Source organism: Variovorax sp. GW822-FHT04E09, from assembly GCF_058800845.1.
The window spans coordinates 1-19,174 of record NZ_JBXAMR010000013.1; the positions used below are offsets into that span (position 1 = coordinate 1).

At 68.7% G+C, this 19,174-nt stretch carries 18 protein-coding genes and 1 pseudogene; 7 read left to right on the forward strand and 12 right to left on the reverse strand.

Annotated features, from left to right (window positions below; genetic code table 11):
- The 6 genes from AC1RL8_RS29900 to AC1RL8_RS29925 form a co-directional block, all read left to right on the forward strand.
- Nucleotides 1-598, forward strand: a 598-nt coding sequence (locus tag AC1RL8_RS29900; protein ID WP_492687290.1) for a DUF2345 domain-containing protein, incomplete at its 5' end; no start/stop codon positions are given.
- Nucleotides 595-1,251 carry a hypothetical protein gene (locus AC1RL8_RS29905; protein ID WP_492687291.1) on the forward strand — a complete coding sequence of 219 codons (657 nt, stop codon included), beginning with the start codon at nt 595-597 and terminating at the stop codon, nt 1,249-1,251. The genes AC1RL8_RS29900 and AC1RL8_RS29905, both read left to right, overlap by 4 nt.
- The gene (locus AC1RL8_RS29910) at nt 1,241-1,993 is read left to right on the forward strand and encodes an MINDY family deubiquitinase (protein WP_492687292.1); all 753 of its coding nucleotides are present in this window, start codon (nt 1,241-1,243) and stop codon (nt 1,991-1,993) included. Before AC1RL8_RS29905 ends, AC1RL8_RS29910 begins: the two co-directional genes overlap by 11 nt.
- A 447-nt stretch (nt 1,994-2,440) precedes the next feature.
- Nucleotides 2,441-3,088, forward strand: coding sequence for a hypothetical protein (locus AC1RL8_RS29915; protein WP_492687293.1), 648 nt, complete (start codon nt 2,441-2,443; stop codon nt 3,086-3,088).
- Nucleotides 3,089-3,317: 229 nt separating this feature from the next.
- Nucleotides 3,318-4,625: an MFS transporter gene (locus tag AC1RL8_RS29920; protein ID WP_492687294.1), complete on the forward strand. Its 1,308-nt coding sequence runs from the start codon at nt 3,318-3,320 to the stop codon at nt 4,623-4,625.
- Nucleotides 4,626-4,767: 142 nt separating this feature from the next.
- Entirely contained in the window at nt 4,768-5,748 is a 981-nt protein-coding gene (locus AC1RL8_RS29925; RefSeq protein WP_095743481.1) for an AraC-like ligand-binding domain-containing protein, read from the forward strand.
- A 9-nt stretch (nt 5,749-5,757) separates the two neighbouring features.
- On the opposite strand, the gene AC1RL8_RS29930 is transcribed toward AC1RL8_RS29925, so the two are convergent.
- Together AC1RL8_RS29930 and AC1RL8_RS29935 are read right to left on the reverse strand one after the other, a co-directional pair.
- Nucleotides 5,758-7,056, reverse strand: coding sequence for a hypothetical protein (locus tag AC1RL8_RS29930; protein ID WP_492687295.1), 1,299 nt, complete (start codon nt 7,054-7,056; stop codon nt 5,758-5,760).
- 4 nt (nt 7,057-7,060) lie between these two features.
- The gene (locus AC1RL8_RS29935) at nt 7,061-8,050 is read right to left on the reverse strand and encodes a tripartite tricarboxylate transporter substrate binding protein (protein ID WP_492687296.1); all 990 of its coding nucleotides are present in this window, start codon (nt 8,048-8,050) and stop codon (nt 7,061-7,063) included.
- A gap of 163 nt (nt 8,051-8,213) precedes the next feature.
- Between AC1RL8_RS29935 and AC1RL8_RS29940 the strand changes: the two genes are divergently transcribed.
- Nucleotides 8,214-9,146, forward strand: a complete 933-nt coding sequence (locus tag AC1RL8_RS29940; protein ID WP_492687297.1) for a LysR substrate-binding domain-containing protein — start codon at nt 8,214-8,216, stop codon at nt 9,144-9,146.
- On the opposite strand, the gene AC1RL8_RS29945 is transcribed toward AC1RL8_RS29940, so the two are convergent.
- From AC1RL8_RS29945 to AC1RL8_RS29990, 10 genes and pseudogenes are all read right to left on the reverse strand, one after another.
- Nucleotides 9,143-9,850, reverse strand: a complete 708-nt coding sequence (locus tag AC1RL8_RS29945; RefSeq protein ID WP_492687298.1) for an ABC transporter ATP-binding protein — start codon at nt 9,848-9,850, stop codon at nt 9,143-9,145. The genes AC1RL8_RS29940 and AC1RL8_RS29945 overlap by 4 nt on opposite strands.
- Nucleotides 9,851-9,857: 7 nt before the next feature.
- Entirely contained in the window at nt 9,858-10,565 is a 708-nt protein-coding gene (locus AC1RL8_RS29950; protein WP_492687299.1) for an ABC transporter ATP-binding protein, read from the reverse strand.
- Nucleotides 10,562-11,632: a branched-chain amino acid ABC transporter permease gene (locus AC1RL8_RS29955; RefSeq protein WP_492687300.1), complete on the reverse strand. Its 1,071-nt coding sequence runs from the start codon at nt 11,630-11,632 to the stop codon at nt 10,562-10,564. Before AC1RL8_RS29955 ends, AC1RL8_RS29950 begins: the two co-directional genes overlap by 4 nt.
- On the reverse strand, nt 11,629-12,498 hold the full coding sequence (locus AC1RL8_RS29960; protein ID WP_062476232.1) for a branched-chain amino acid ABC transporter permease: 870 nt from the start codon (nt 12,496-12,498) through the stop codon (nt 11,629-11,631). Before AC1RL8_RS29960 ends, AC1RL8_RS29955 begins: the two co-directional genes overlap by 4 nt.
- Before the next feature lie 12 nt (nt 12,499-12,510).
- Entirely contained in the window at nt 12,511-13,776 is a 1,266-nt protein-coding gene (locus AC1RL8_RS29965) for an ABC transporter substrate-binding protein (protein WP_492687301.1), read from the reverse strand.
- A gap of 42 nt (nt 13,777-13,818) precedes the next feature.
- Nucleotides 13,819-15,321, reverse strand: a complete 1,503-nt coding sequence (locus tag AC1RL8_RS29970) for an aldehyde dehydrogenase family protein (protein WP_492687302.1) — start codon at nt 15,319-15,321, stop codon at nt 13,819-13,821.
- A 46-nt stretch (nt 15,322-15,367) separates the two neighbouring features.
- Nucleotides 15,368-15,760: a nuclear transport factor 2 family protein gene (locus tag AC1RL8_RS29975; RefSeq protein ID WP_492687303.1), complete on the reverse strand. Its 393-nt coding sequence runs from the start codon at nt 15,758-15,760 to the stop codon at nt 15,368-15,370.
- A 27-nt stretch (nt 15,761-15,787) separates the two neighbouring features.
- Nucleotides 15,788-16,588, reverse strand: coding sequence for a MoaF C-terminal domain-containing protein (locus tag AC1RL8_RS29980; RefSeq protein WP_492687304.1), 801 nt, complete (start codon nt 16,586-16,588; stop codon nt 15,788-15,790).
- 13 nt (nt 16,589-16,601) lie between these two features.
- A complete protein-coding gene (locus AC1RL8_RS29985) occupies nt 16,602-17,408 on the reverse strand; it encodes an SDR family NAD(P)-dependent oxidoreductase (protein WP_492687305.1) in 807 nt (268 codons plus the stop codon).
- Nucleotides 17,409-17,487: 79 nt separating this feature from the next.
- Nucleotides 17,488-19,080 (reverse strand): annotated as a pseudogene (locus AC1RL8_RS29990) (GMC family oxidoreductase); the annotation flags it as partial.
- Nucleotides 19,081-19,174 lie beyond the last annotated feature (94 nt).

Sequence of the window (19,174 nt, forward strand, 5' to 3'; positions counted from 1 at the left end):
CATGCTCATCACCACCGAAGCAAGGGGCAACGCGGCGAACCATGCCAAGGACATGGGAGAGACGGTTCAGCGACTAAGAGCAGCGCAAGATCAGCACGACGCGCTGGCCGAAGCAGCGCAAGTGCACAAGGCACAAGAGCAAGGCACCGATCAAGACATCGTGCAGAAGGCCTTGAAGGCGCAGAACGCCGCGATTCAAGGCAAGGAAGGCCAGGACGAGGATGGCCGTTTCCCTGAGCTGAACGAACCACACCTCGTGCTCGCCAGCCCCGCGGGCATCGAGGCCAGCACGCCCGGCAGCATTCACTTGCACACCGGAGAGCACACAGCCTTCACGAGCCAGGGGCACACCTCCATCGGCACCGCCAAGCGCTGGCTGGCCAGCGCGGCCGAGGGCATCCGTGCGTTCACGCACAAGAAGGGCGTCAAGCTCATCGCGAGCGAAGACCCGATCGAGATCCAGGCGCACAGCGACGAGGTGGTTCTTGTTGCGCACAAGGACGTCGTCATCAAGAGCGTGGAGGGCGAGCTGCACATCGCCGCCAAGAAGAAGGTCGTGATCATCGGCGGGGGCAGCTACTCGGAGTCACGTTCATGATCGATGCTGCAAAGAGCGGTGACTCCACAGAGTTGACGGAGTGCGTTCGAGAATTCGCTAGCACCATGTACCACGAGGCACGCCATGCGCAGCAGTTCTTCTGGGTGGCAGCCATGGCGCAGCAGTTCCCCGATGACTACAAGAATCTGCCCAGCATGCGGGGATTCTGGAAGAGCGTGATGCCTTCCAGAATATTCGAATTGGCCGGCACAACCCCCGTGCCCAATGAGCCCAGCGCTCGCGCGGGACTACACCGCATGGTCATCGGCATGTACTACTGGCAACTGACCCGCATCGCGGCGCATGTCAAACGCGCCCCTCCCACCGTGAACAAGCCCATCGCGTTCTCCGACATTCTTCCAATCGAACTTCCCCTGGCACGAAAGGCTGCCTATGACCTCCTTGAAAACGTGGGCCTCGGCGGCCTGTCCATCGACGTGGATGCGATGGCCAAAGCCGAGGGAGGTGGCACCGGCTACCGCATGCAGCCTTGGGAAGAAGACGGCTTCGCGTGCGACGAACTGGTCAAGCGCCTTTGGGTCGATGATTCTGACAATCATCTACCTGAACCCGGCTTTTGCACAACTGCGCTCCGCTACGCCCTTAGAGGTCGGGGTAGCGGCACCTCAGAAGCAGCCAGCCATGCGAACTGAAGCCGAGAAGAAATCCCAGCGCGAGGCCTACAAGGAGGAGGCTCAAAGAGCCCAGGATGCCTATGACAACTTCCGCTACACCGACGCGCAGCGCGAGCAGACGATCGAGTTCATCGCGGCGGCGATGAGGGTGATTCGTGGCGAGGTCGATTTCGACAGCTTGAAACGCTTGCTGCCTGTCCTGCGCACGGGCATCGGGCTGAAGCCAAACACCAGCGCCAGATTTGATTTCGATTCGAGTTTCTTGAATAAGTGGACCGGCATCGACATGAGCACGATTCCGAAGCGGGATGGCAGCGCGGGCTTCGAACCTGTGTGGTTCCAGATCGACTTCGGCCCCGAAATGAACATCCCGCGCGAGCGCCTGGAGACGCTGCTGCAGCTCAAGGTCGTACATGGGTGGACCATGGACGGGGGAAATCTTCGGTGGGAGATGGCTCCGCTCCATGGCTTGCCATATTTCAATGGCGGCTCATTCCTGTATTCACCCCTGAAGCAGCCACAGGAGGATTTTGATGTTGAAGTCAGATTCACCTACCTGAACGGCCCGGACAAGGATCCCTGGACAGCGCAGAGGCTTGTGCGTCTTCAAATCATCCGCGACTACTTGACGCCCGAGCAGATCAAGAAGCGCAACGACCAGAAGCTCCGCCATCTGCCTCAGACCGGTGAGCGCGCCCCGAAGGACGGGCACTGCGCGGCGGTGTTTGCAGACGACGCTTTGACCGCTTCGCCCCCTTGAACAGCGCACATGCACCTATCGCGAAGGCCAGTGGCTAGGAGTGATGGATGCCCCAAACCCCACGACCAGGCAGCGGCAACCTGTGTACGCGTGGTGGCAGTTGCTGGGGTCCGATCGACTGGCAACCGAACTGAACAGGCTTTTTCCATCGAGCGGACAACAGAGGCTTTGAACAGAGCCGCAGTGCACGAGAGGCCGCAAATGACCTTTAAGACGTCGGCCTTGGCGGCCTGTCCATCGACCTGGATGCGATGGCTAAAGCCAAGGGAGGCGGCTCTGGCGACCACATGCCCCCCTGGGAAGAAGACAGCTTCGCATGCGACGAGTTGGTCGAGCGCCTTTGGAGCGGTGATCCTGACAATCTGCTGCCTGAACCCGGCTTTTGCACAACTGCTCTCCGCTACGCCGTCCAGGCCCGGGAGAGCGGTACCCCGGGAGGAATCAGCCATGCAAACTGAAGCCGAGAAAAAAGCTCAACGTGCGGCGTACAAGGTAGAGGCGCAGAGGGCTCAGGCTGCCTATGACAACTTCCGCTACACCGACGCGCAGCGCGAGCAGACCATCGAGTTCATCGGTGCGGCCATGCAGGTGATTCGCGGCGAGGCTGAGTTCGACAGTCTGAAGCAGTTGCTTCCTGTCACCGGCACGGGTATGGGGTTGAGGCCGAACACCAGCTCCAGATTCGATTTCGATTCGGATTTTTTGAACAAGTGGACCGGCATCGACGTGAGCACGATCCCGAAACGGGATGGCGGCGCGGGCTTCGAGCCAGCGTGGTTCCAGATCGATTTCCGTCCCCCAATGAACATCCCACGCGAGCGCCTAGAGAAGCTGCTGCAGCTCAAGGTCGTGCATGGGTGGAGCCCGGACGGGGGTAACCTTCAATTTGAAATGGCCCCGCTTCATGGCTTGCCCTATTTCAATGGCGGCTCATTCTTGTACTCACCGCTGAAGCAGCCACAGGGGGATTTTGATGTTGAGGTCAGGATCACCTATCTGAACGGCCCAGACAAAGATCCCTGGACCGCCACGAGACTCAGTGATATTCAAATCCGTCGCCAATATCTGGTCTCAGAGCCCGTCAAGCTGCGCTGACCAGCAGTTCGACTTCCATCCCCGACGGTGATCCATGGCAACTCCTGGCCGATTTCAATCGACATGAGGACTGAAGACCCTTCCTTTGGATTGGGCCGCACAAGGCACCTGCACAAGCGCCCAAGCACGCGCGGCGCCGCATTGACAGCTACCTGACTCCCCCCGTCAGGTCCCGGTCGGGAACCCCGACCTACCCTTGGGCCCACAACACCGCCCCAGGGGACACACCATGACTTCCGCGCCTGCCAACGCGCATTCCTCCTCGAAATTCGCCACCGTCCTGCGCGTGACCGGCGGCAACTTCATGGAGATGTTCGACTTCTTCCTGTTCGGCTTCTACGCCACGCAGATCTCGAAGGCCTTCTTCCCCGCGGGCAACGAGTTCGCGTCGCTGATGCTGACCTTCATGACCTTCGGCGCGGGCTTCCTGATGCGGCCGCTGGGCGCCATCTTTCTCGGTGCGTACGTCGACCGCGTGGGCCGCCGCCAGGGGCTGATCGTCACGCTCGCGCTGATGGCCGTCGGCACGCTGCTCATCGCCTGCGTGCCGAGCTACGCGACCATCGGCGTCATCGCGCCGCTCTTGGTGCTGGTCGGACGGCTGCTGCAGGGCTTCTCGGCCGGCGTGGAACTGGGCGGCGTGTCGGTGTACCTGTCGGAAATGGCCACGCCCGGCCGCAAGGGCTTCTACGTGAGCTGGCAGTCGGCCAGCCAGCAGGTGGCGATCGTCGTCGCCGCCGCCCTCGGCTACTGGCTCAACGTGACCTTCACGCCCCAGGAGATCGGCGACTTCTACTGGCGCATTCCGTTCTTCGTCGGCTGCCTGATCGTGCCGGTGCTGTTCATCATCCGCCGCTCGCTGCAGGAGACCGAGGAGTTCATGGCGCGCAAGCACCGCCCCGACGCGCGCGAGATCTTCCGCTCGATGGTGGCCAACTGGGGCCTCGTGGTCGCCGGGATGATGCTGGTGTCGATGACCACCGTGTCGTTCTACCTGATCACCGTCTACACGCCCACCTTCGGCAAGGCCGTGCTGCACCTGAGCACGACCGACGCGCTGATCGTCACGCTGTGCGTGGCCATTTCCAACTTCTTCTGGCTGCCGGTCATGGGCTCGCTGTCGGACCGTGTGGGGCGCAAGCCGCTGCTCGTGCTGTTCACCGTGCTGACCATCCTCACGGCCTACCCGTCGCTCAAGTGGCTGGTCGGCGCGCCGAGCTTCGCGCGCATGCTCGAGGTGGAGCTGTGGCTGTCGTTCCTGTACGCCAGCTACAACGGCGCGATGGTGGTGGCGCTCACCGAAGTGATGCCGGTCAGCGTGCGCACCGCCGGCTTCTCGCTGGCCTACAGCCTCGCCACGGCCCTGTTCGGCGGCTTCACGCCGGCCATTGCCACGGGCCTGATCGAGATGACCGGCGACAAGGGCGCGCCCGGCCTGTGGATGACGGCCGCCGCGGCCTGCGGGCTGGTTGCGACGCTCGTGCTGTACCGCCGCAACGTCGACCCGGCCGACGCGGGCCGCGTGCCCGTCGTCTGATCCCCGGGCATTGACCCAGCGCGCACCGGCCGTTGACCGGGAGCGCACCGCCCCTGCCGCCCCGGGTGGAAGTACCGATGATGGCGCGCGCCGACCTGCCTATCCTGCACCAGCGCTTCCGGCGCCCCCAGGGAACCACGGCATGAACGCACACCACTTCAGCACCCGGCTCGAACACCCGGCCGACCGGCAGGCCTGCTGGGGCCGCATCAACGAGTCGTACTTCGGCGCGCTGCGCGTGCAGTGCCTCGACCCCGGCCCGTTCGACGCGCGCATGGACGCCTACGAGCTCGGGCCCCTGGGCATGTTCATGATCGAGGCGCCCTCGCACCGCGTGGCGCGGCCCGACACGCACCGCGAGATCGCGCTCGACGAGCACTACAAGCTGGTGCTGCAGCTGGAAGGCCACGGCCACATCTCGCAGCGCGACCGCGAGTTCCACCTGCACCCGGGCGACTGGAGCCTGTACGACCCGCGCGTGCCCTACGCCATCACCAACCCCGAGCGGTCGCGCCTGCTGGCCATCACGATCCCGCGCCAGCAGTTCAAGGGCATGAAGATGCCCGACCTGCACACCTGCGAGGCCCACACGCCGGCCATGCAGGGGCTGTACGCGGTGCTCGGTTCGTTCCTTACCTCGCTGGCCGACCAGCTGCCGTCGCTGCCCAACGCCGTCGGCCGCTCGGTCAGCGACACCGTGCTGGGCCTGCTGGCCTCCACGCTCGCCACGCATGCCGACGAGCAGTTCGGCGCGCAGCCGCTGCCCGGCGTGCTGAAGGCGCGCGTGAAGCAGTTCGTGCACGCGCACCTGGCCGACCCGGCCCTGTCGCTGGACCTCATCGCGCAGCAGCTGCGCTGCTCCAAGCGCTACCTGCACCGCGTGTTCGAGGACGAAGACCAGACGCTCGACCGCTTCATCTGGCAGATGCGCCTGGAGCGCTGCAGCGAGGCGCTGCGCCAGGCCGCGGGCGGCCGCGCCTCGGTGTCCGAGATCGCCTTCGCCTGGGGTTTCAACAGCAGCGCGCATTTCTGCCGCGTGTTCAAGGCCCAGTACGGCGTGTCGCCGCGCGAGTTCCAGCGGCGCGAGGCGCAGCGGGCGATGTCGCCGGCGCTCACGCACTAGGCGCCCCCTTCAGGGGCTGCCCACGATCCCCGACACGTCGACGATGTACATCTGCCGCTGCGACTCGTGCACGGAGTCGATGCACACCTGCAGTCCGTCGCGGCGCCAGCGCGGGTGCAGGTCGCACCGGTTCTCCTTGCTCAGGTCCGGCGAGGCGTAGAAGCTGCCCAGGTCGTGGCGGCGGCCGGTGACCATGTCGAACAGGAACAGCACGCGCTCGTGCGTGCGGGCGTCGGGGTAGGTGTCGCTCAGCAGCCAGCGCGTGTTGACCGGCGAGAAGGTCATGTGGCCGTTCTCCACCAGCACGCCATCGCCGATCACGCGGACCTCGCCGCCCACGCGGTCGTGGTACAGGTGGTAGTGGATCTTCCCGGCGTGCGGGCCCCACACGATGATGTGTTCGTCGTCCTGCCACAGCGGGTGCGAGATCTGGTACTCGGACTTCTCGTAGTCGAAGGTGCCCACGGCCGTCGGGTCGAAGTCGTCGGCCAGCTGCGGCAGCGGGTGGTCGGAGCACTCCAGCAGGCGCAGGTCGGAGCCGTCGGGGTTCATCGTGAGCAGGCGGTGCAGAAAGCAGGTCTCGTCCTCGACGCGCTCGGTCCAGCGGTGCAGGAACAGCACGCGCGACGACGACGGGTTGACCTCGATGTGGCTCACCCAGTGGATCGCCTTGTCCATCGACGCGCGCGGGTGGAATTGGCGCAGGTCCTGGTAGCTCAGCAGCAGGCGCGCCGTGCCGGTGGCCAGGTCGGTCGCGTGGATGCCGTCGTCGGCCGGTGCCAGCGGCAGCTCGAACGGCCCGCCAGCTTCGCTGTAGCCGATGGTGCGGTGCGTGACGTACAGGCGCCGGTAGTCCACGCTCAAGGCCCAGCGGCTGTCGGGCGCCACCACGTAGATCGGCAAGGGCAGCAGGCGCCGGGCGCCGGTGTCGACGTCGAGCACCGTGGCGCCGAAGCCGGGGTAGAACGCATCGGCATCGCCGGTGCGGCTGTTGTAGATCAGCTGGCGGCCCGGCGCGCCGTCGAGCCACTGCAGCTGGCTGCCCATCTGCCAGTTCCACGCGGTGGTGTCGCCGACCGCGTGGAAGCGGTCGTTGTCCTGCAGGTCGAAGTAGCCGATGCGGGCGGTGGCCGTCGGCGTGAGTTCGGCGTCCATCCAGGGCACCTGCTGCGCCAGCAGGTAGCGCCCGCTGCGGTCCCAGGCGCTCTTGTTGTAGTAGCCGAAGAAATGGTGCTGCGCGCCATCGCCCACGCGGCGGCAGGGTGCCGGCGCCAGGCGAGGTTGTTCAAGAAGTGGGTTCGACGACATGGGCTCACTCCGCGGCAATGCGGCCTTGCTGGATCACCTTGTCCCAGCGCAGCTTCTCGGCGGCGATGAAGCGCGTCGCGGCGTCGCGCGTGTTGGCCACCGGCGTCATGCCCTGCTCCGACAGGCCCTGGCGGAACTCCGGCGCGGCGACGATCTTTCGGATGTCGGCATTGAGCTTGTCGGCGATGGCATCGGGCACCTTGGCGCTCACCGCCACCGTGGTCCACGAGGTGGCCTCGAAGGCCGGGAAGCCCGACTCGATCGCGGTCGGCACCTCGGGCAGCGCCGGCAGGCGGGTCTTGCCGGTCACGGCCAGCGCCTTGAGCTTGCCGCCGCGGATGTGGGCCAGCGTGGTCGGCGGGTTCTCGAACATCAGCTGGATCTGCCCGGCCAGCAGGTCGTTCAGCGCGGCGGTGCTGCCCTTGTAGGGCACGTGCACGATCGGTGCGTTGGCCGTGAGCTTGAAGAGCTCGCCGATCATGTGCACCGACGACCCCACGCCGGCCGAACCGAAGTTGATGGTGTCCGGCTGCTTGCGCGCCAGCGCCACCAGTTGCTTCAGGTCGTTGGCGGGCAGCGCGGGGTGGGCGACCACGACGTGCGGCATCTCGGCCAGCACCGTGACCACCTTCAGGTCGGTCGCGGGGTCGTAGCTCAGCTTCTTGAACACGCCGTAGGTCGCGTGCAGCCCGATCGAGCCGAGCAGCAGCGTGTAGCCGTCGGCCGGTGCGTCGGCCACGAACTTGCCGCCGATGTGCCCGCCGGCGCCGGGCTTGTTGTCGACCACCACCGACTGCTTGTACAGCTTGCCCAGCCGGTCGGCCAGCATGCGGGCCTGCACGTCGGAGCTGCCGCCGGCGGTGAAGGGCACCACGAGCCGGATCATCCGGTCGGGATAGGCCTGCGGCTGCGATGCCTGCGACATCGAAGCGACGCCCAGGGCCAGTGCGAGAAGGCCGAGGCCGGCGACCCTGCGGGGCCAGTGCTGTGTCATGCGTCTTCCTTGCTGTGCGCCGCGACGGCGCGATGGAGGGGGTGGATAGGGCGCAGTCTAGGAACGCAGCATCATTCTGAAAAATTCATTTTCATTCACAGGCTATGCAGAAAAGATATGCCATGCTTTCTGCCTTGTACCGTGCAGCCCCAGGAGCCCCCGCATGTCGCGCCCGTTGAACTTCCGCCAGATCGAGGCCTTTCGCGCCGTGATGCAGACCGGCACCACCACCGCCGCGGCGGCCCTGCTGCACACCACGCAGCCCTCCGTGAGCCGCCTGCTCTCGCAGATCCAGCATGCCACCGGGCTCAAGCTGTTCGACATCCACAAGGGACGGCTGCGCCCCACGCACGAGGCACGCCAGCTGTTCGACACCGTGCAGCGCCACTTCCTGGGCCTGGACCGCATCGAGCAGAGCGTGGCGGTGCTGCGCAAGTCGGGCGCGGGGTCGCTGCGCGTGGGCTGCACGCCGGCGCTCGGGCTCGGCGTCATGCCGCAGGTGATCCATGCCTTCTCGCGGCTGCATCCCGAGGTGCACGTCAACCTGCAGACCGTCGGCACGCACGCCTTGCGCGAAGGCCTGCTCTACGGCCTGTACGACGTCGCGCTCAGCACCGCCGCCTTCCACGACCCGCAGCTCGACGCGGTCAGCCTGCACAAGGCGAGCGCGGTGTGCGTCGTGCATCCCGGGCATGCGCTGGCGCACCGCGACGCGATCCATGTGCGCGACCTGAAGCAGCAGGTGCTTCTCACGCTGAATGCCGACGACGAGATCCACCAGCAGTTCCAGCGCACGCTGCAGCAGCACCGCATCGAATGCGCCGCCACGGTCGAGACCACCTACTCGGTCACCATCTGCATGATGGCGGCGCAGGGCACCGGCGTCGGCATCGTCAACCCCTACGTGGCTTCCGTGTTCGCGCGCGACCTGAAGATCCTGCCGCTGTCGCCGCGCTGCCCGGTGGAGGTGTCGATGGCGTTCTCGCCGCAGTCGGCGCCTTCGGCCATCGCCGAGGAGTTCACCGCGCGGCTGCGCGACCACTTCCAGGCCTTCGTGATGCCCACCGCACGGAAGGCGCAGCTATCTCGCGCCTAGGCCGCCGCGAGATAGCTGCTGTGCAGGATCTCCGGCCGGCTGCGCAGTTCTTCCGACGAGCCCGCGAACGCCATGCGCCCGCGCTCCAGCACATAGGCGCGGCTCGACACGGCCAGTGCCACCGTCGTGAACTGCTCGATCAGCAGCACGCCCACGCCCTCGCGCGCGACCTGCTGCACCACCTCGACCAGCCGCTTGACCACCGCGGGCGCGAGCCCCAACGAGAGCTCGTCGATCGCGAGGTAGCGCGGCTTGCCGATGAGCGCCTGCGCGATGCAGACCATCTGCTTCTGTCCGCCCGACAGCGAGCGCGCGGGCAGTGCGAGCTTCACGCGCAGCTCGGGGAACACGCCGAGCACGCGCTCGACCGCATCGGCCACGCCGGCCGCAGGCAGTGCGGTGGCGGCGGCGCGCAAGTTGTCGAACACCGACAGCTCGCCGAGCACGCGATGCCCTTCCGGCACCACCGCCACGCCCAACGCGCGCACGCGCTCGGGCCGCTGGCCATGCAGCGCGTGGCCCTCGACCTCGATGCGCCCGCCCGCGAGCGGCAGCACGCCGCCGATCGCCATGACGGTGCTCGACTTGCCCGCACCGTTGGCGCCCAGCAGCGCCGTCACCTCGCCCGGCGGCACCTGCAGGTCGATGCCGTGCAGCACGGCCTTGCCGCCGCGCTGCAGGCGCAGATCCGTCACGTTCAGCATGGGGTGGTCACTCCGTTCCCAGGTAGGCCTTGCGCACGGCCGGATCGTCGAGCACCTCGCGCGTCGGGCCGAGCGCGAGGCGGCGGCCGAAGTCGAGCACCAGGGTCTGCGTGCAGGTCGCGGCGATCAGGTCGACATCGTGGTCGATGAGCAGCACCTGCGCGCCGCAGAAGGCGTGCACCGCGCCGATCGTGCGGCGCAGCACGCCGGCCTCCTGCTCGGTGAGGCCGGCGCCGGGCTCGTCGAGCAGCAGCAACTTGGGCGCGCCGACCAGTGACTTCGCGAGCTCCAGCATGCGGCGCTGGAACAGGTTGAGGCGGTGGCCCATGACGGTCGCCACGTCGAGCAGGCCGGTGTGCAACAGCGCGCGCGGCACCTGCGATGTTGCTTCGCCGCGCGCATGCGGCACATGGTCGAGCAGCGCGCGCACGTTGTCCCACACGCTGAGGTCTTCCACCACCTGCTCGGTCTGGAACGAGCGGCGCAGGCCGAAGCGCACGCGCGCGATGGGCTTCAGGCCCAGCAGGTCGGTGCCGTCCACCGCCACGCCGCCGGCGCTGGGCGACACGAGGCCGCTGAGCACATTGACCAGCGTGGTCTTGCCCGCGCCGTTCGGCCCGATCAGGCCGCACACGGGCGCGTCAAGCTGCGCCGAGAGCGCGTCGATGGCCTTGACGCCGCCGAAGGCGACGGTGAGATCGTCGATGCGGATCATGGCGCGGCGTCCTTGTCCTTCGGTGCGGCGAAGCGTTGGCGCACCGCATCGAACACGCCCGTCAGCTGCCCCGCGATGCCGCTCGGCGCGGTGATGAGCGCATGCAGCAGCGCCACGCCGAAGAAGATCATCGCGAGGTAGCCGTTGACGCCGAAGTCGGTCAGCAGCGCCGGCACTGCGCGCAGCAGCAGGCCCGCGATGAGCGCACCGGCCCAGTGGTACACGCCGCCCACCACCGTGAGCGCGAACAGCATCACCGATTCGCCCGCCGTGAAGGCGCGCCCGTCGAGCTGCCCCACGCCGCCCGCGAGCAGCGCACCGGCCACGCCGGCGCAGAAGCCCGCGAGCCCGAAGGCCCAGGTCTGGTAGCGCAGGATGTTCACGCCGGCGGCCACGGCCGCCGCCTCGCCGCGCCGGATCAGCGCCCACGAGCGGCCCGCGCGCGTGCGCCGGTGCAGCTCGATCAGCGCCAGCACCGCCGCCAGCCACACGGCGACGTAGCGGAAGTACGCGGCGTCGGACAGCGCCAGCGCGGGCCGCGGCATCATCAACCGCTCGCTGCCGAACACGCGGCCGAGCCAGCCCGCGCCGCCGTCGGGAAAGCCCGTCACGTTGACGACCACCTGGAAGCCGCCCGCCATCATCATCGTGACGAGCGCCAGGTACAGCCCCTTGAGCCGCAGCGCCGGCAGCCCGGCGAGCATGCCCACGACGCACGACAGCAGCCCGCCCGCGAGCACCGACAGCTCGAAGGGCCAGCCCAGCCCGTGCCCCGCGCGCAGCGCGACCCAGCCGCCCGCGCCGAGCAGCGCGTACTGGCACAGCGACACCAGCCCGAGCTGGCCATAGAGCAGCGCCACGCCGGCCGCCGCGACCGACAGCGCGAGCGACGAGGTCAGCGTCTTGATCCAGTAGGCATTGGCAAACCACGGCACGGCCCAGCCGATCAGCAGCACGCAGGCCACCATGAGCACGAGCGAGCGGCGGGCGCGGCGCGTGGCCTGCGCGAGCGCGGCGGGCGCCGCGTCGGACGCGGGCATGGCGCCTTCGAGGACCGACGCGTTCATGCCGAGCGCGTCCCCGCGCGGTAGAAGACGATCATCGCCAGCGCGATGAGGAACGGCGTCGCCGTGCGAAAGGCCGCGAAGCCCGGCACCGTGATCGCCAGCGCCTCCAGCACGCCGATGGCGATACCGCCCGCCACGGTCGCCGGCAGCGAATGCAGGCGGCCGATGATGGCGGCGGCAAAGGCCGGAATCACCAGAAAGGTCAGCAGCGTGGCCTGCAGCCGCACGATGTTGGCCAGCAGCAGCCCGCACACGCCCGCGAAGGCGCCGCTCAATATCCACGCCACCGTGTCGACGCCGAGCACACGAATGCCGAGCAGCGCGCTCAGGTCGCGGTCGTTGGCCAGCGCGCGCATCTTCAGCCCCACGCGCGTCTTCGACAGCAGCAGGCCGACGCCGCCCATCATCAGCACCGCCAGCGCCAGGCCGAGCGCGCGCGTGTGCGTGAGCCGCACCTCGACCTCGCCCAGCACGAATTCGAGCGCGCCGCCGTCGGTCGGCAGCACGAGGCGGCGCGGCTGCTCGCCCCAGGTCCATTCGGTGAAGCCCACCACCACGAGCGCGAAGCCCAGCGTGGCAATGCTGCGGATGGTCGGGTCGCGGTGGGACAGGCGCGGTGCTAAGAGGCGCCCGTAGGCCAGCGACAGCGCCATGGCCGCGAGCACCGCCGCGCACCACGCCAGGCCCTGCGGCCAGTCGGCTTCGAGCAGCGTCCAGGCCACGTACGCACCGAGCGCACCGATGGCCCCGAAGGCGAAGTTCAGCACGCCCGACGAGCGATAGAGCACCACCAGCCCCACGCCCGAGAGCGCGTACACCGCGCCCAGGCCCAGGCCCGAGATGACGAAAGGCAGGTAGTCCTCCATGGCCCGGCGCGCTTACTTCAGGCCCATCTTCTGCTCGTCGGCACGGATGTCGACCAGCTCCGGGTCGTCCGCCGTGAGGCAGCCGCCGGGCGCGAAGCGCCAGCCGTTGCCGTCGGGGCTGGCCATGGGCCCGCTGTTGTTGGCGTTGTGGCGGTTGTCGCTGCCCACGTAGAAGGGCTTGCACAGGATGTCGCTGCGGAAGTCGCTCACCTTGCGCAGCGCATCGGTCACGCCGGCGCGGTCGATCTTCTTCGGGTCCATCTTCAGCATCGCCTGCGTGGCCAGGCGCGCGGCCAGGTAGCCGGCCTGCGAGAAGGTGTCGCGCGGGTCGCTCTTCGCACCATGCCTGTCCATCACGGCCAGCCAGTTCTTGTTGTCGGGCCCGGCCGATTCGAGCGGGTTGAACTCGAGGTTGACGTCGAAGTTGCCCTTCCAGTACGGCCCGATGGCCTTGGGCACGTCGACGTTGTAGGCCGGCGCGGCCGACACGAAGTGGATCTTCTTGCCCAGGTTCTGCTGCTCGGCGGCGGCCAGCATCGGCACGAGGATGCCCTTGGGCACGTTCATGATGATGGTGTCGGGCTTCTTCGCGGCGGCCTGCAGCATGGTCGATGTGGCATCGGCCGAGCCGGGGTCGATGGTGAGGGTCTCGACCGTCACGCCGTTCTTCTTTCCCCATTCCTTCGGCCCTTCGCAGGCCCAGTTGCCCAGGCTCGGGATGTTCGGAATGATGCAGACCATCTTCTTCGCCTTGTACTTCTGCGCGGCGTACATCGCGGCGATGGTGGCCGACACGCGCGGCCCGGCGTTCACCGGCACGTAGTTGCGCGCGTTGAAGCACTCGCGCGGCACGCCGGTGCCGGCGATGACCATCACGCCCTCGTCGGCGTACATCTTGGCGTTGGCGCCGCACTCCACGAAGCTGGTGCTGCCCACGAGCGCGACCACCTTGCGGTCCTTCACGAGCTTGGAGGCCACCTGCGCGGCCGTCTCGGGGTTCCACTGGTCGTCGAGCACGAGGTAGTCGACCGGCCGGCCGTGGATGCCGCCGTTGGCGTTGACGCACTTGAAGTACGCAGCCGCCGCCTGGCCCGAGGCGCTGAAGTCGTCGGGGCCGGTCTTGCCGACCACGGCGCCGATGGGAATGGGCTCGCCCGTGGCGGGCTTGCCGGTGTTGAGGCCGCAGTCGGGGCCCGCCTGCGCCCAGGCGCCGCTGAAACCGGCCAGGCCCAGCGCGCCGGCAACGGCCGACAGCGCGATTCGTCTTTTGCTTTGCATGAGGTGTCTCCTTCTTTCTGGGTGATCGAAACCGGGGCGGGGCTACACCGCCATGCACACGCTCTTGAGTTCGGTGAAGCTCTCCACCGCCGCGCGCCCCAGGTCGCGCCCGCAGCCCGACTGCTTCACGCCGCCCAGCGGCAGCGCGTTGTCGAGCACGTTGTGCGCGTTGACCCAGACCACGCCCGCCTGCAGGCGCGGCACGATGCGGTGCACGGCAGAGAGGTCGTTCGACCAGACGCTGGCCGCCAGGCCGTAGGCGCTGTCGTTGGCCAGGCGCACCGCATCGTCCACGTCGTCGAAGGGCACGACCGTCGCGACCGGGCCGAACACTTCCTCGCGCGCGATGCGCATCGACGGCTGCGCGTCGACGAACACGGTGGGCTGCACGAAGCAACCGCCGTCGAAGGCCTGGCGCCCGCCGGTGACCAGCGTGGCGCCCTCGGCCACGGCGCCGTCGATGTGCGCCATCACGCGCGCCAGGTGGCGCTTGGACACGAGCGGCCCGAACTGCGCCTTCGGGTCGAAGCCCGAGCCGATGTGCAGGCCCTCGGCCGCCTGCGCGAGCCGGCGCACCACCTCGTCGAACAGGTTGCGCTGCACGTACACGCGCGAACCGGCCGTGCACACCTGGCCCTGGTGAAAGAAGATGCCGTTGGCCGCGCCCTGCGCCGCCGCCACCGGGTCGGCGTCGCCCAGCACGATGAGCGGCGACTTGCCGCCCAGCTCCAGCGTGAAGCGCGCCATGCTGTCCACGGCCGCGTGGCCGATGTGCCGGCCCACCGCCGTCGAGCCGGTGAAGCTGATCTTGCGGACGTCCGGGTGCGCGGCCAGCGCCGCGCCGGCCGTGGCGCCGCGCCCGCACACCACATTCAGCGCGCCCGGCGGAAAGCCCGCCTCCAGCGCCAGCTCGGCCAGCCGCAGCGCGGTGAGCGGCGTTTCCTCCGACGGTTTGAGCACCACGGTGCAACCAGCCGCCAGCGCGGGCGCCACCTTCCACAACGCGATGGCGAGCGGAAAGTTCCACGGCACGATGGCCGCGACCACGCCCACCGGCTCGCGCCGCGTGTACGTGACCCACTGCGCGCCGGGGATGCCGATGGAGTTGTCGAGCGTCTGGCCTTCGAGTTTGGTGGCCCAGCCCGCCATGTAGCGCACGAACTCCGCGCCCGCACCCACGTCGACCATGCGCGCGATGCCGCGCAGCTTGCCGCTTTGCAGGGTCTCGAGCGCACTGAGTTCGTCGGCGTGCGATTCGATGAGCGTCGAGAGCGCGTACAGCATGCGCTCGCGGTCGGCCGGGCGCAGCGACTTCCAGGCGGCGCTCTCGAAGGTGCGGCGCGCGCCGGCAACGGCGGCGTGCACGTCGTCCGCGTCGCTGTCGGGCGCCTCGGCCACGGTCATCTCGGTGGCCGGGTCGACCACCGGCAGGTACTGCCCGTTGCGGGGCACGACCTCGTGGCCGTCGATGTGGTTGCCGCGGCGGCGCTGCGCCAGCAGGCCCACTTGGCCGAGGTGTTCGATCGACAGGTCGCGCAGATTCATGGGCGGGCTCCGGGAAGGGATGCGAGGGATGCGAAGGAAAGCGGCGTCACGGCTGCATGGCGCGCGCGACGAGCAGCGTGTCGGTGAACTGCTCGAAGCGCCGCACCTTTCCGCCCTGCACCTGCCACACATGCGTGACGCGGGCCTGCATCGGCTTGCCGGTGGTGCGGTGGCGCGCGTGGTAGTCGCCGATGCCGACCACGGTGTCGCCGCCGTCGACCAGCCGCTCGAGCACGAAGCGGTAGCCCTCCCACTCGACGCCGAGCACCTGGAAGACCTTCTCGACCACCTGCGCGGGGCCGACGTGCGTGCCGGCGCAGGGAAAGCCGGCCATCTCGGTCCACTGCACGTCGTTGGCCACGTCGGCGAACATCGCGGCGAGGTCGTGGCGGTCGGAGGCGGCGTAGTGGTCGGCCACGATCTGGTAAGGGGTGCGCATGACAAAAGCTCCTGGACAACGGTGAGATCAGACGGGCCCGAACTCGGGCGGGTAGAAGGTCTGCGAGGCCTTGCGCATGAAGGCGCCGGCGGGGTTGTTGGCGATCGCGCCGGTGCCGGTGAGCCCGAGGAACTTGCCGGTCGAGCGGCCGTTCGCGAAGTCGAAGAAGAACACCGAGGCGACCGGAATGAGGAACTCGCGGAAGGTGAAGACGTACTGGTCGTCGTCGAACTTCCAGTAGCTCGCGAGGTCGACGTCGCCGTGGCCGCGCTGCACGCCCACGAGGCACTGCCAGGCGTAGCGCTCGGCGCTCAGGTAGGTGTGCTCGTAGGTGTGGTTGGGGCTGTAGGTCTGCCAGGTGCGCAGGCCGATGAGGTCGCGCGTGGCGTGCGGCGCGAGGCCGCTGACAGTGCCGCCTTCGAGCGTGCCGGGCCAGAAGTCCTGCGGCACGCGCGGCTGGCCCGCGGCCTCGTCGGCGCCGATGATGCGGCAGCGGATGGCGAGCGCGCGGCGCGTGCGCGTGTTGAGGACGACGGTCAGCGCCTCGCTCGGGCGGCTGGCCTGCGTGATGTCGAGGAAGAAGGTGTCGGGCGCGACCTCGATGGCCTCGTACCAGTCGCCCTGGCCTTCGCCCCCGCGTGCGCCGTCTTCGTGCCAGTCGAGCGTGTGCTGCGTGCGTGGCTGCAGCGTGAGCTGGAAGCCGGGCAGCGCGAGTCGCAGCGTCTGGCCGGCGAGCGCGTCGGTGACGGGCTGGCGGTTGGTTGCGATGCCGAGGGCGAACTGGTCGTAGGTCTTCCAGTCGGCGGGCTTGGTGGTGTCGGTGCTCATGGTGCGGCCCCTTTCAAGCGTCGTGCGCGAAGGCGATGGTGGGCAGGTCGACCGCGGACGCACCGCCATCGACCATCAGCGAACTGCCGCTGACCATCGCGGCCAGCGGCGAGGCGAGGAACAGCACGGCGTTCGCCACGTCGTCGGGGCTGGCGGCGCGGCCCATCGGCACGTCGCGCGTGACGAGGTCGTAGGCCGCGTCGGCATCGGGCAGGCGGTGTTTGTCGACGAGCACCTGCATCTGCTCGTCGGCCATCTCGGTGCGCACCCAGCCGGGGCACACGGCGTTCACGCGCACGCCCTGCCGGCCGTAGTCACGCGCCAGCGAACGCACGAGGCCGATGAGCGCGTGCTTCATGGTCACGTAGCCGACCACGCCCGGCCCCGCGAAGTGGCCCGCGAGCGACGAGAGCACGACGATGTTGCCGCGCCGCGCGATGAGCTCGGGCAGCAGCTCGCGTGCGCAGACGAAGGCGGTGTCGAGGTTCAGGCGCGTGGACAGCGCCCACGAGGCGTCGTCGGTCGCAAGCGCGTCGCCCACGCCGTGACCGCCCGCGTTGGCGACCAGCACGTCGACGCCGCCGAAGCGTTCGCGCGCGGCGGCCAGTGCGCGTTGCACGTCGGCAGTGTTCGCTGCATCGCCCGCCACCGCGAGCCCGCCGAGCGTCGACGCCACCGCTTCGAGCTGCGCGAGGCGGCGCCCCATCAGCACCACGCGGCCGCCCGCCGCGACGAACTGCGCGGCCACCGCCGCACCGATGCCGGTGCCGCCGCCGGTGATGAAGGCGACCTTGCCGGCCATGGAATCTGTAGCACGCATTCGCTCTGTCTCCTTGTTGGAAAGGACTCTAGGTTTCAGTGCGCTTCGGCGATTGACCGACCGTGCAGTCTCAGTTGCCTGACAGCGCGAAGTCGGCGCAGCGTTCGGCCAGCATCACGGTGGGCGCGTTGGTGTTGCCGCTGACGAGCGAAGGCATCACCGAGGCGTCGCACACGCGCAGCCTGGCCACGCCATGCACGCGCATGCGCGCATCGACCACGGCCATGGCGTCGCGGCCCATGCGGCAGGTGCCGCTCGGGTGGTAGACGGTCTTGGCGCACTCGCGCACGTAGGCCTCGAGGGCCTCGTCGGACATGTCGTCGGCGGCCGACGGCGCCAGCTCTTCGGACACCACCTCGCGCAGCGCCGGCGCGCGCAGGATGCGGCGCGCCAGCTTCACGCCGCGCACCAGCGTGTCGACGTCGGCCTGCGCCTGCAGGTAGCCGCCGTCGAACAGGATCGGCGCCATCGGGTCGGCGCTGCGCAGCGCCACGCGCCCGCGCGACTGCGGGCGCAGGAAGCAGGGGTTGATCGACAGGCCGTGGCCGGCCAGCGGTTCGCGGTCGACATCGCCCACGAGCACGGGCAGCACATGGAACTGCAGGTCGGGCCGGCCCTCGCCGGTGGTGTCGACGAAGCCGCCGCTCTCGACCACGTTCGAGGTGAGCAGGCCGGAGCCGAACATCATCCATTGCAGGCCGTGCTTCAGCGCCGCCAGGCCGCGGTCGTTGCCCAGCAGGCTCACGGGCTCGCGCGTGCGGCCGTAGACCGACACCTCCAGATGGTCCTGGAAGTTCTCGCCCACGCCGGGCAGGTCTTTCACCACCGGCAGGCCCAGCGCCTGCAGCTGCGCGCCGGGGCCGATGCCCGACAGCAGCAGCAGCTTGGGCGAGGCGAGCGCGCCGGCCGAGAGGATCACTTCATCGCGCGCGGTGGCGATCACCTCTTCGCCGCTGCCGTTGCGGCCTGTGCGGTAGACCACGCCGGTCGCCGCGCCGTCCTGCGTGAGCACGCGCAGCACGTGCGCGCCCGTCACCACGGTGAGCTTCGGGTCGTCGCGCACGGCCGCGAGGTAGGTGGCGGCGGTGCTCGCGCGCCGGCCTTCGAAAGTCGTGGTCTGGTAGAAGCCCACGCCGGCCTGGGCAGCGCCGTTGAAGTCGTCGTTGTAGGCCAGCCCGCTTTGCTGCGCGGCGCGCAGGAAGGCCAGGCTCAGCGGATGGCGAAAGCGCGTGTCGCTCACCTTCAGCGGCCCGTTCGTGCCGTGCAGCTCGCAGGCGAAGCGTGCGTTGCCCTCGGCCTTGCGGAACCACGGCAGCACGTCGCGCCAGCCCCAGCCTTCGCAGCCCTGCGCCTCCCAGCCGTCGTAGTCGGCGGGCGTGCCGCGCACGTAGACCATGGCATTGACCGAGCTGCCGCCGCCCAGCGTGCGGCCCTGCGGCACGAACATCTTGCGGCCGGCGGCGGCGGGCTGCGGCTCGCTCTCGTAGGCCCAGGTGCGCTCGGTGCCGATCACGCGCACGAAGGTGGCGGGCATGTGGATGAAGCGGTCGTCATCGGGCGGGCCCGCCTCCAGCAGCAGCACGCGGCGCCCGGCGCGCACCAGCCGGTGCGCCAGCACGCAGCCGGCCGAGCCGGCGCCCACCACCACCACATCGAAAACCTGCTGCGCCATGTCCGTTCCAGACTGAAGTTGTTGTCGGGAACGGATGCTCGCGGCTGGCGCGCGCCCTGGCGCATCGGGGCGGGTTGATGCAACGCAAAGTGCG

Bases quoted from the DNA above. Each gene is read 5' to 3' on its own strand.
- AC1RL8_RS29905 (WP_492687291.1), top strand. From the start codon at position 595: ATGATCGATGCTGCAAAGAGCGGTGACTCCACAGAGTTGACGGAGTGC.
- AC1RL8_RS29910 (WP_492687292.1), top strand. From the start codon at position 1,241: ATGCGAACTGAAGCCGAGAAGAAATCCCAGCGCGAGGCCTACAAGGAG.
- AC1RL8_RS29915 (WP_492687293.1), top strand. From the start codon at position 2,441: ATGCAAACTGAAGCCGAGAAAAAAGCTCAACGTGCGGCGTACAAGGTA.
- AC1RL8_RS29920 (WP_492687294.1), top strand. From the start codon at position 3,318: ATGACTTCCGCGCCTGCCAACGCGCATTCCTCCTCGAAATTCGCCACC.
- AC1RL8_RS29925 (WP_095743481.1), top strand. From the start codon at position 4,768: ATGAACGCACACCACTTCAGCACCCGGCTCGAACACCCGGCCGACCGG.
- AC1RL8_RS29930 (WP_492687295.1), bottom strand. From the start codon at position 7,056: ATGTCGTCGAACCCACTTCTTGAACAACCTCGCCTGGCGCCGGCACCC.
- AC1RL8_RS29935 (WP_492687296.1), bottom strand. From the start codon at position 8,050: ATGACACAGCACTGGCCCCGCAGGGTCGCCGGCCTCGGCCTTCTCGCA.
- AC1RL8_RS29940 (WP_492687297.1), top strand. From the start codon at position 8,214: ATGTCGCGCCCGTTGAACTTCCGCCAGATCGAGGCCTTTCGCGCCGTG.
- AC1RL8_RS29945 (WP_492687298.1), bottom strand. From the start codon at position 9,850: ATGCTGAACGTGACGGATCTGCGCCTGCAGCGCGGCGGCAAGGCCGTG.
- AC1RL8_RS29950 (WP_492687299.1), bottom strand. From the start codon at position 10,565: ATGATCCGCATCGACGATCTCACCGTCGCCTTCGGCGGCGTCAAGGCC.
- AC1RL8_RS29955 (WP_492687300.1), bottom strand. From the start codon at position 11,632: ATGAACGCGTCGGTCCTCGAAGGCGCCATGCCCGCGTCCGACGCGGCG.
- AC1RL8_RS29960 (WP_062476232.1), bottom strand. From the start codon at position 12,498: ATGGAGGACTACCTGCCTTTCGTCATCTCGGGCCTGGGCCTGGGCGCG.
- AC1RL8_RS29965 (WP_492687301.1), bottom strand. From the start codon at position 13,776: ATGCAAAGCAAAAGACGAATCGCGCTGTCGGCCGTTGCCGGCGCGCTG.
- AC1RL8_RS29970 (WP_492687302.1), bottom strand. From the start codon at position 15,321: ATGAATCTGCGCGACCTGTCGATCGAACACCTCGGCCAAGTGGGCCTG.
- AC1RL8_RS29975 (WP_492687303.1), bottom strand. From the start codon at position 15,760: ATGCGCACCCCTTACCAGATCGTGGCCGACCACTACGCCGCCTCCGAC.
- AC1RL8_RS29980 (WP_492687304.1), bottom strand. From the start codon at position 16,588: ATGAGCACCGACACCACCAAGCCCGCCGACTGGAAGACCTACGACCAG.
- AC1RL8_RS29985 (WP_492687305.1), bottom strand. From the start codon at position 17,408: ATGCGTGCTACAGATTCCATGGCCGGCAAGGTCGCCTTCATCACCGGC.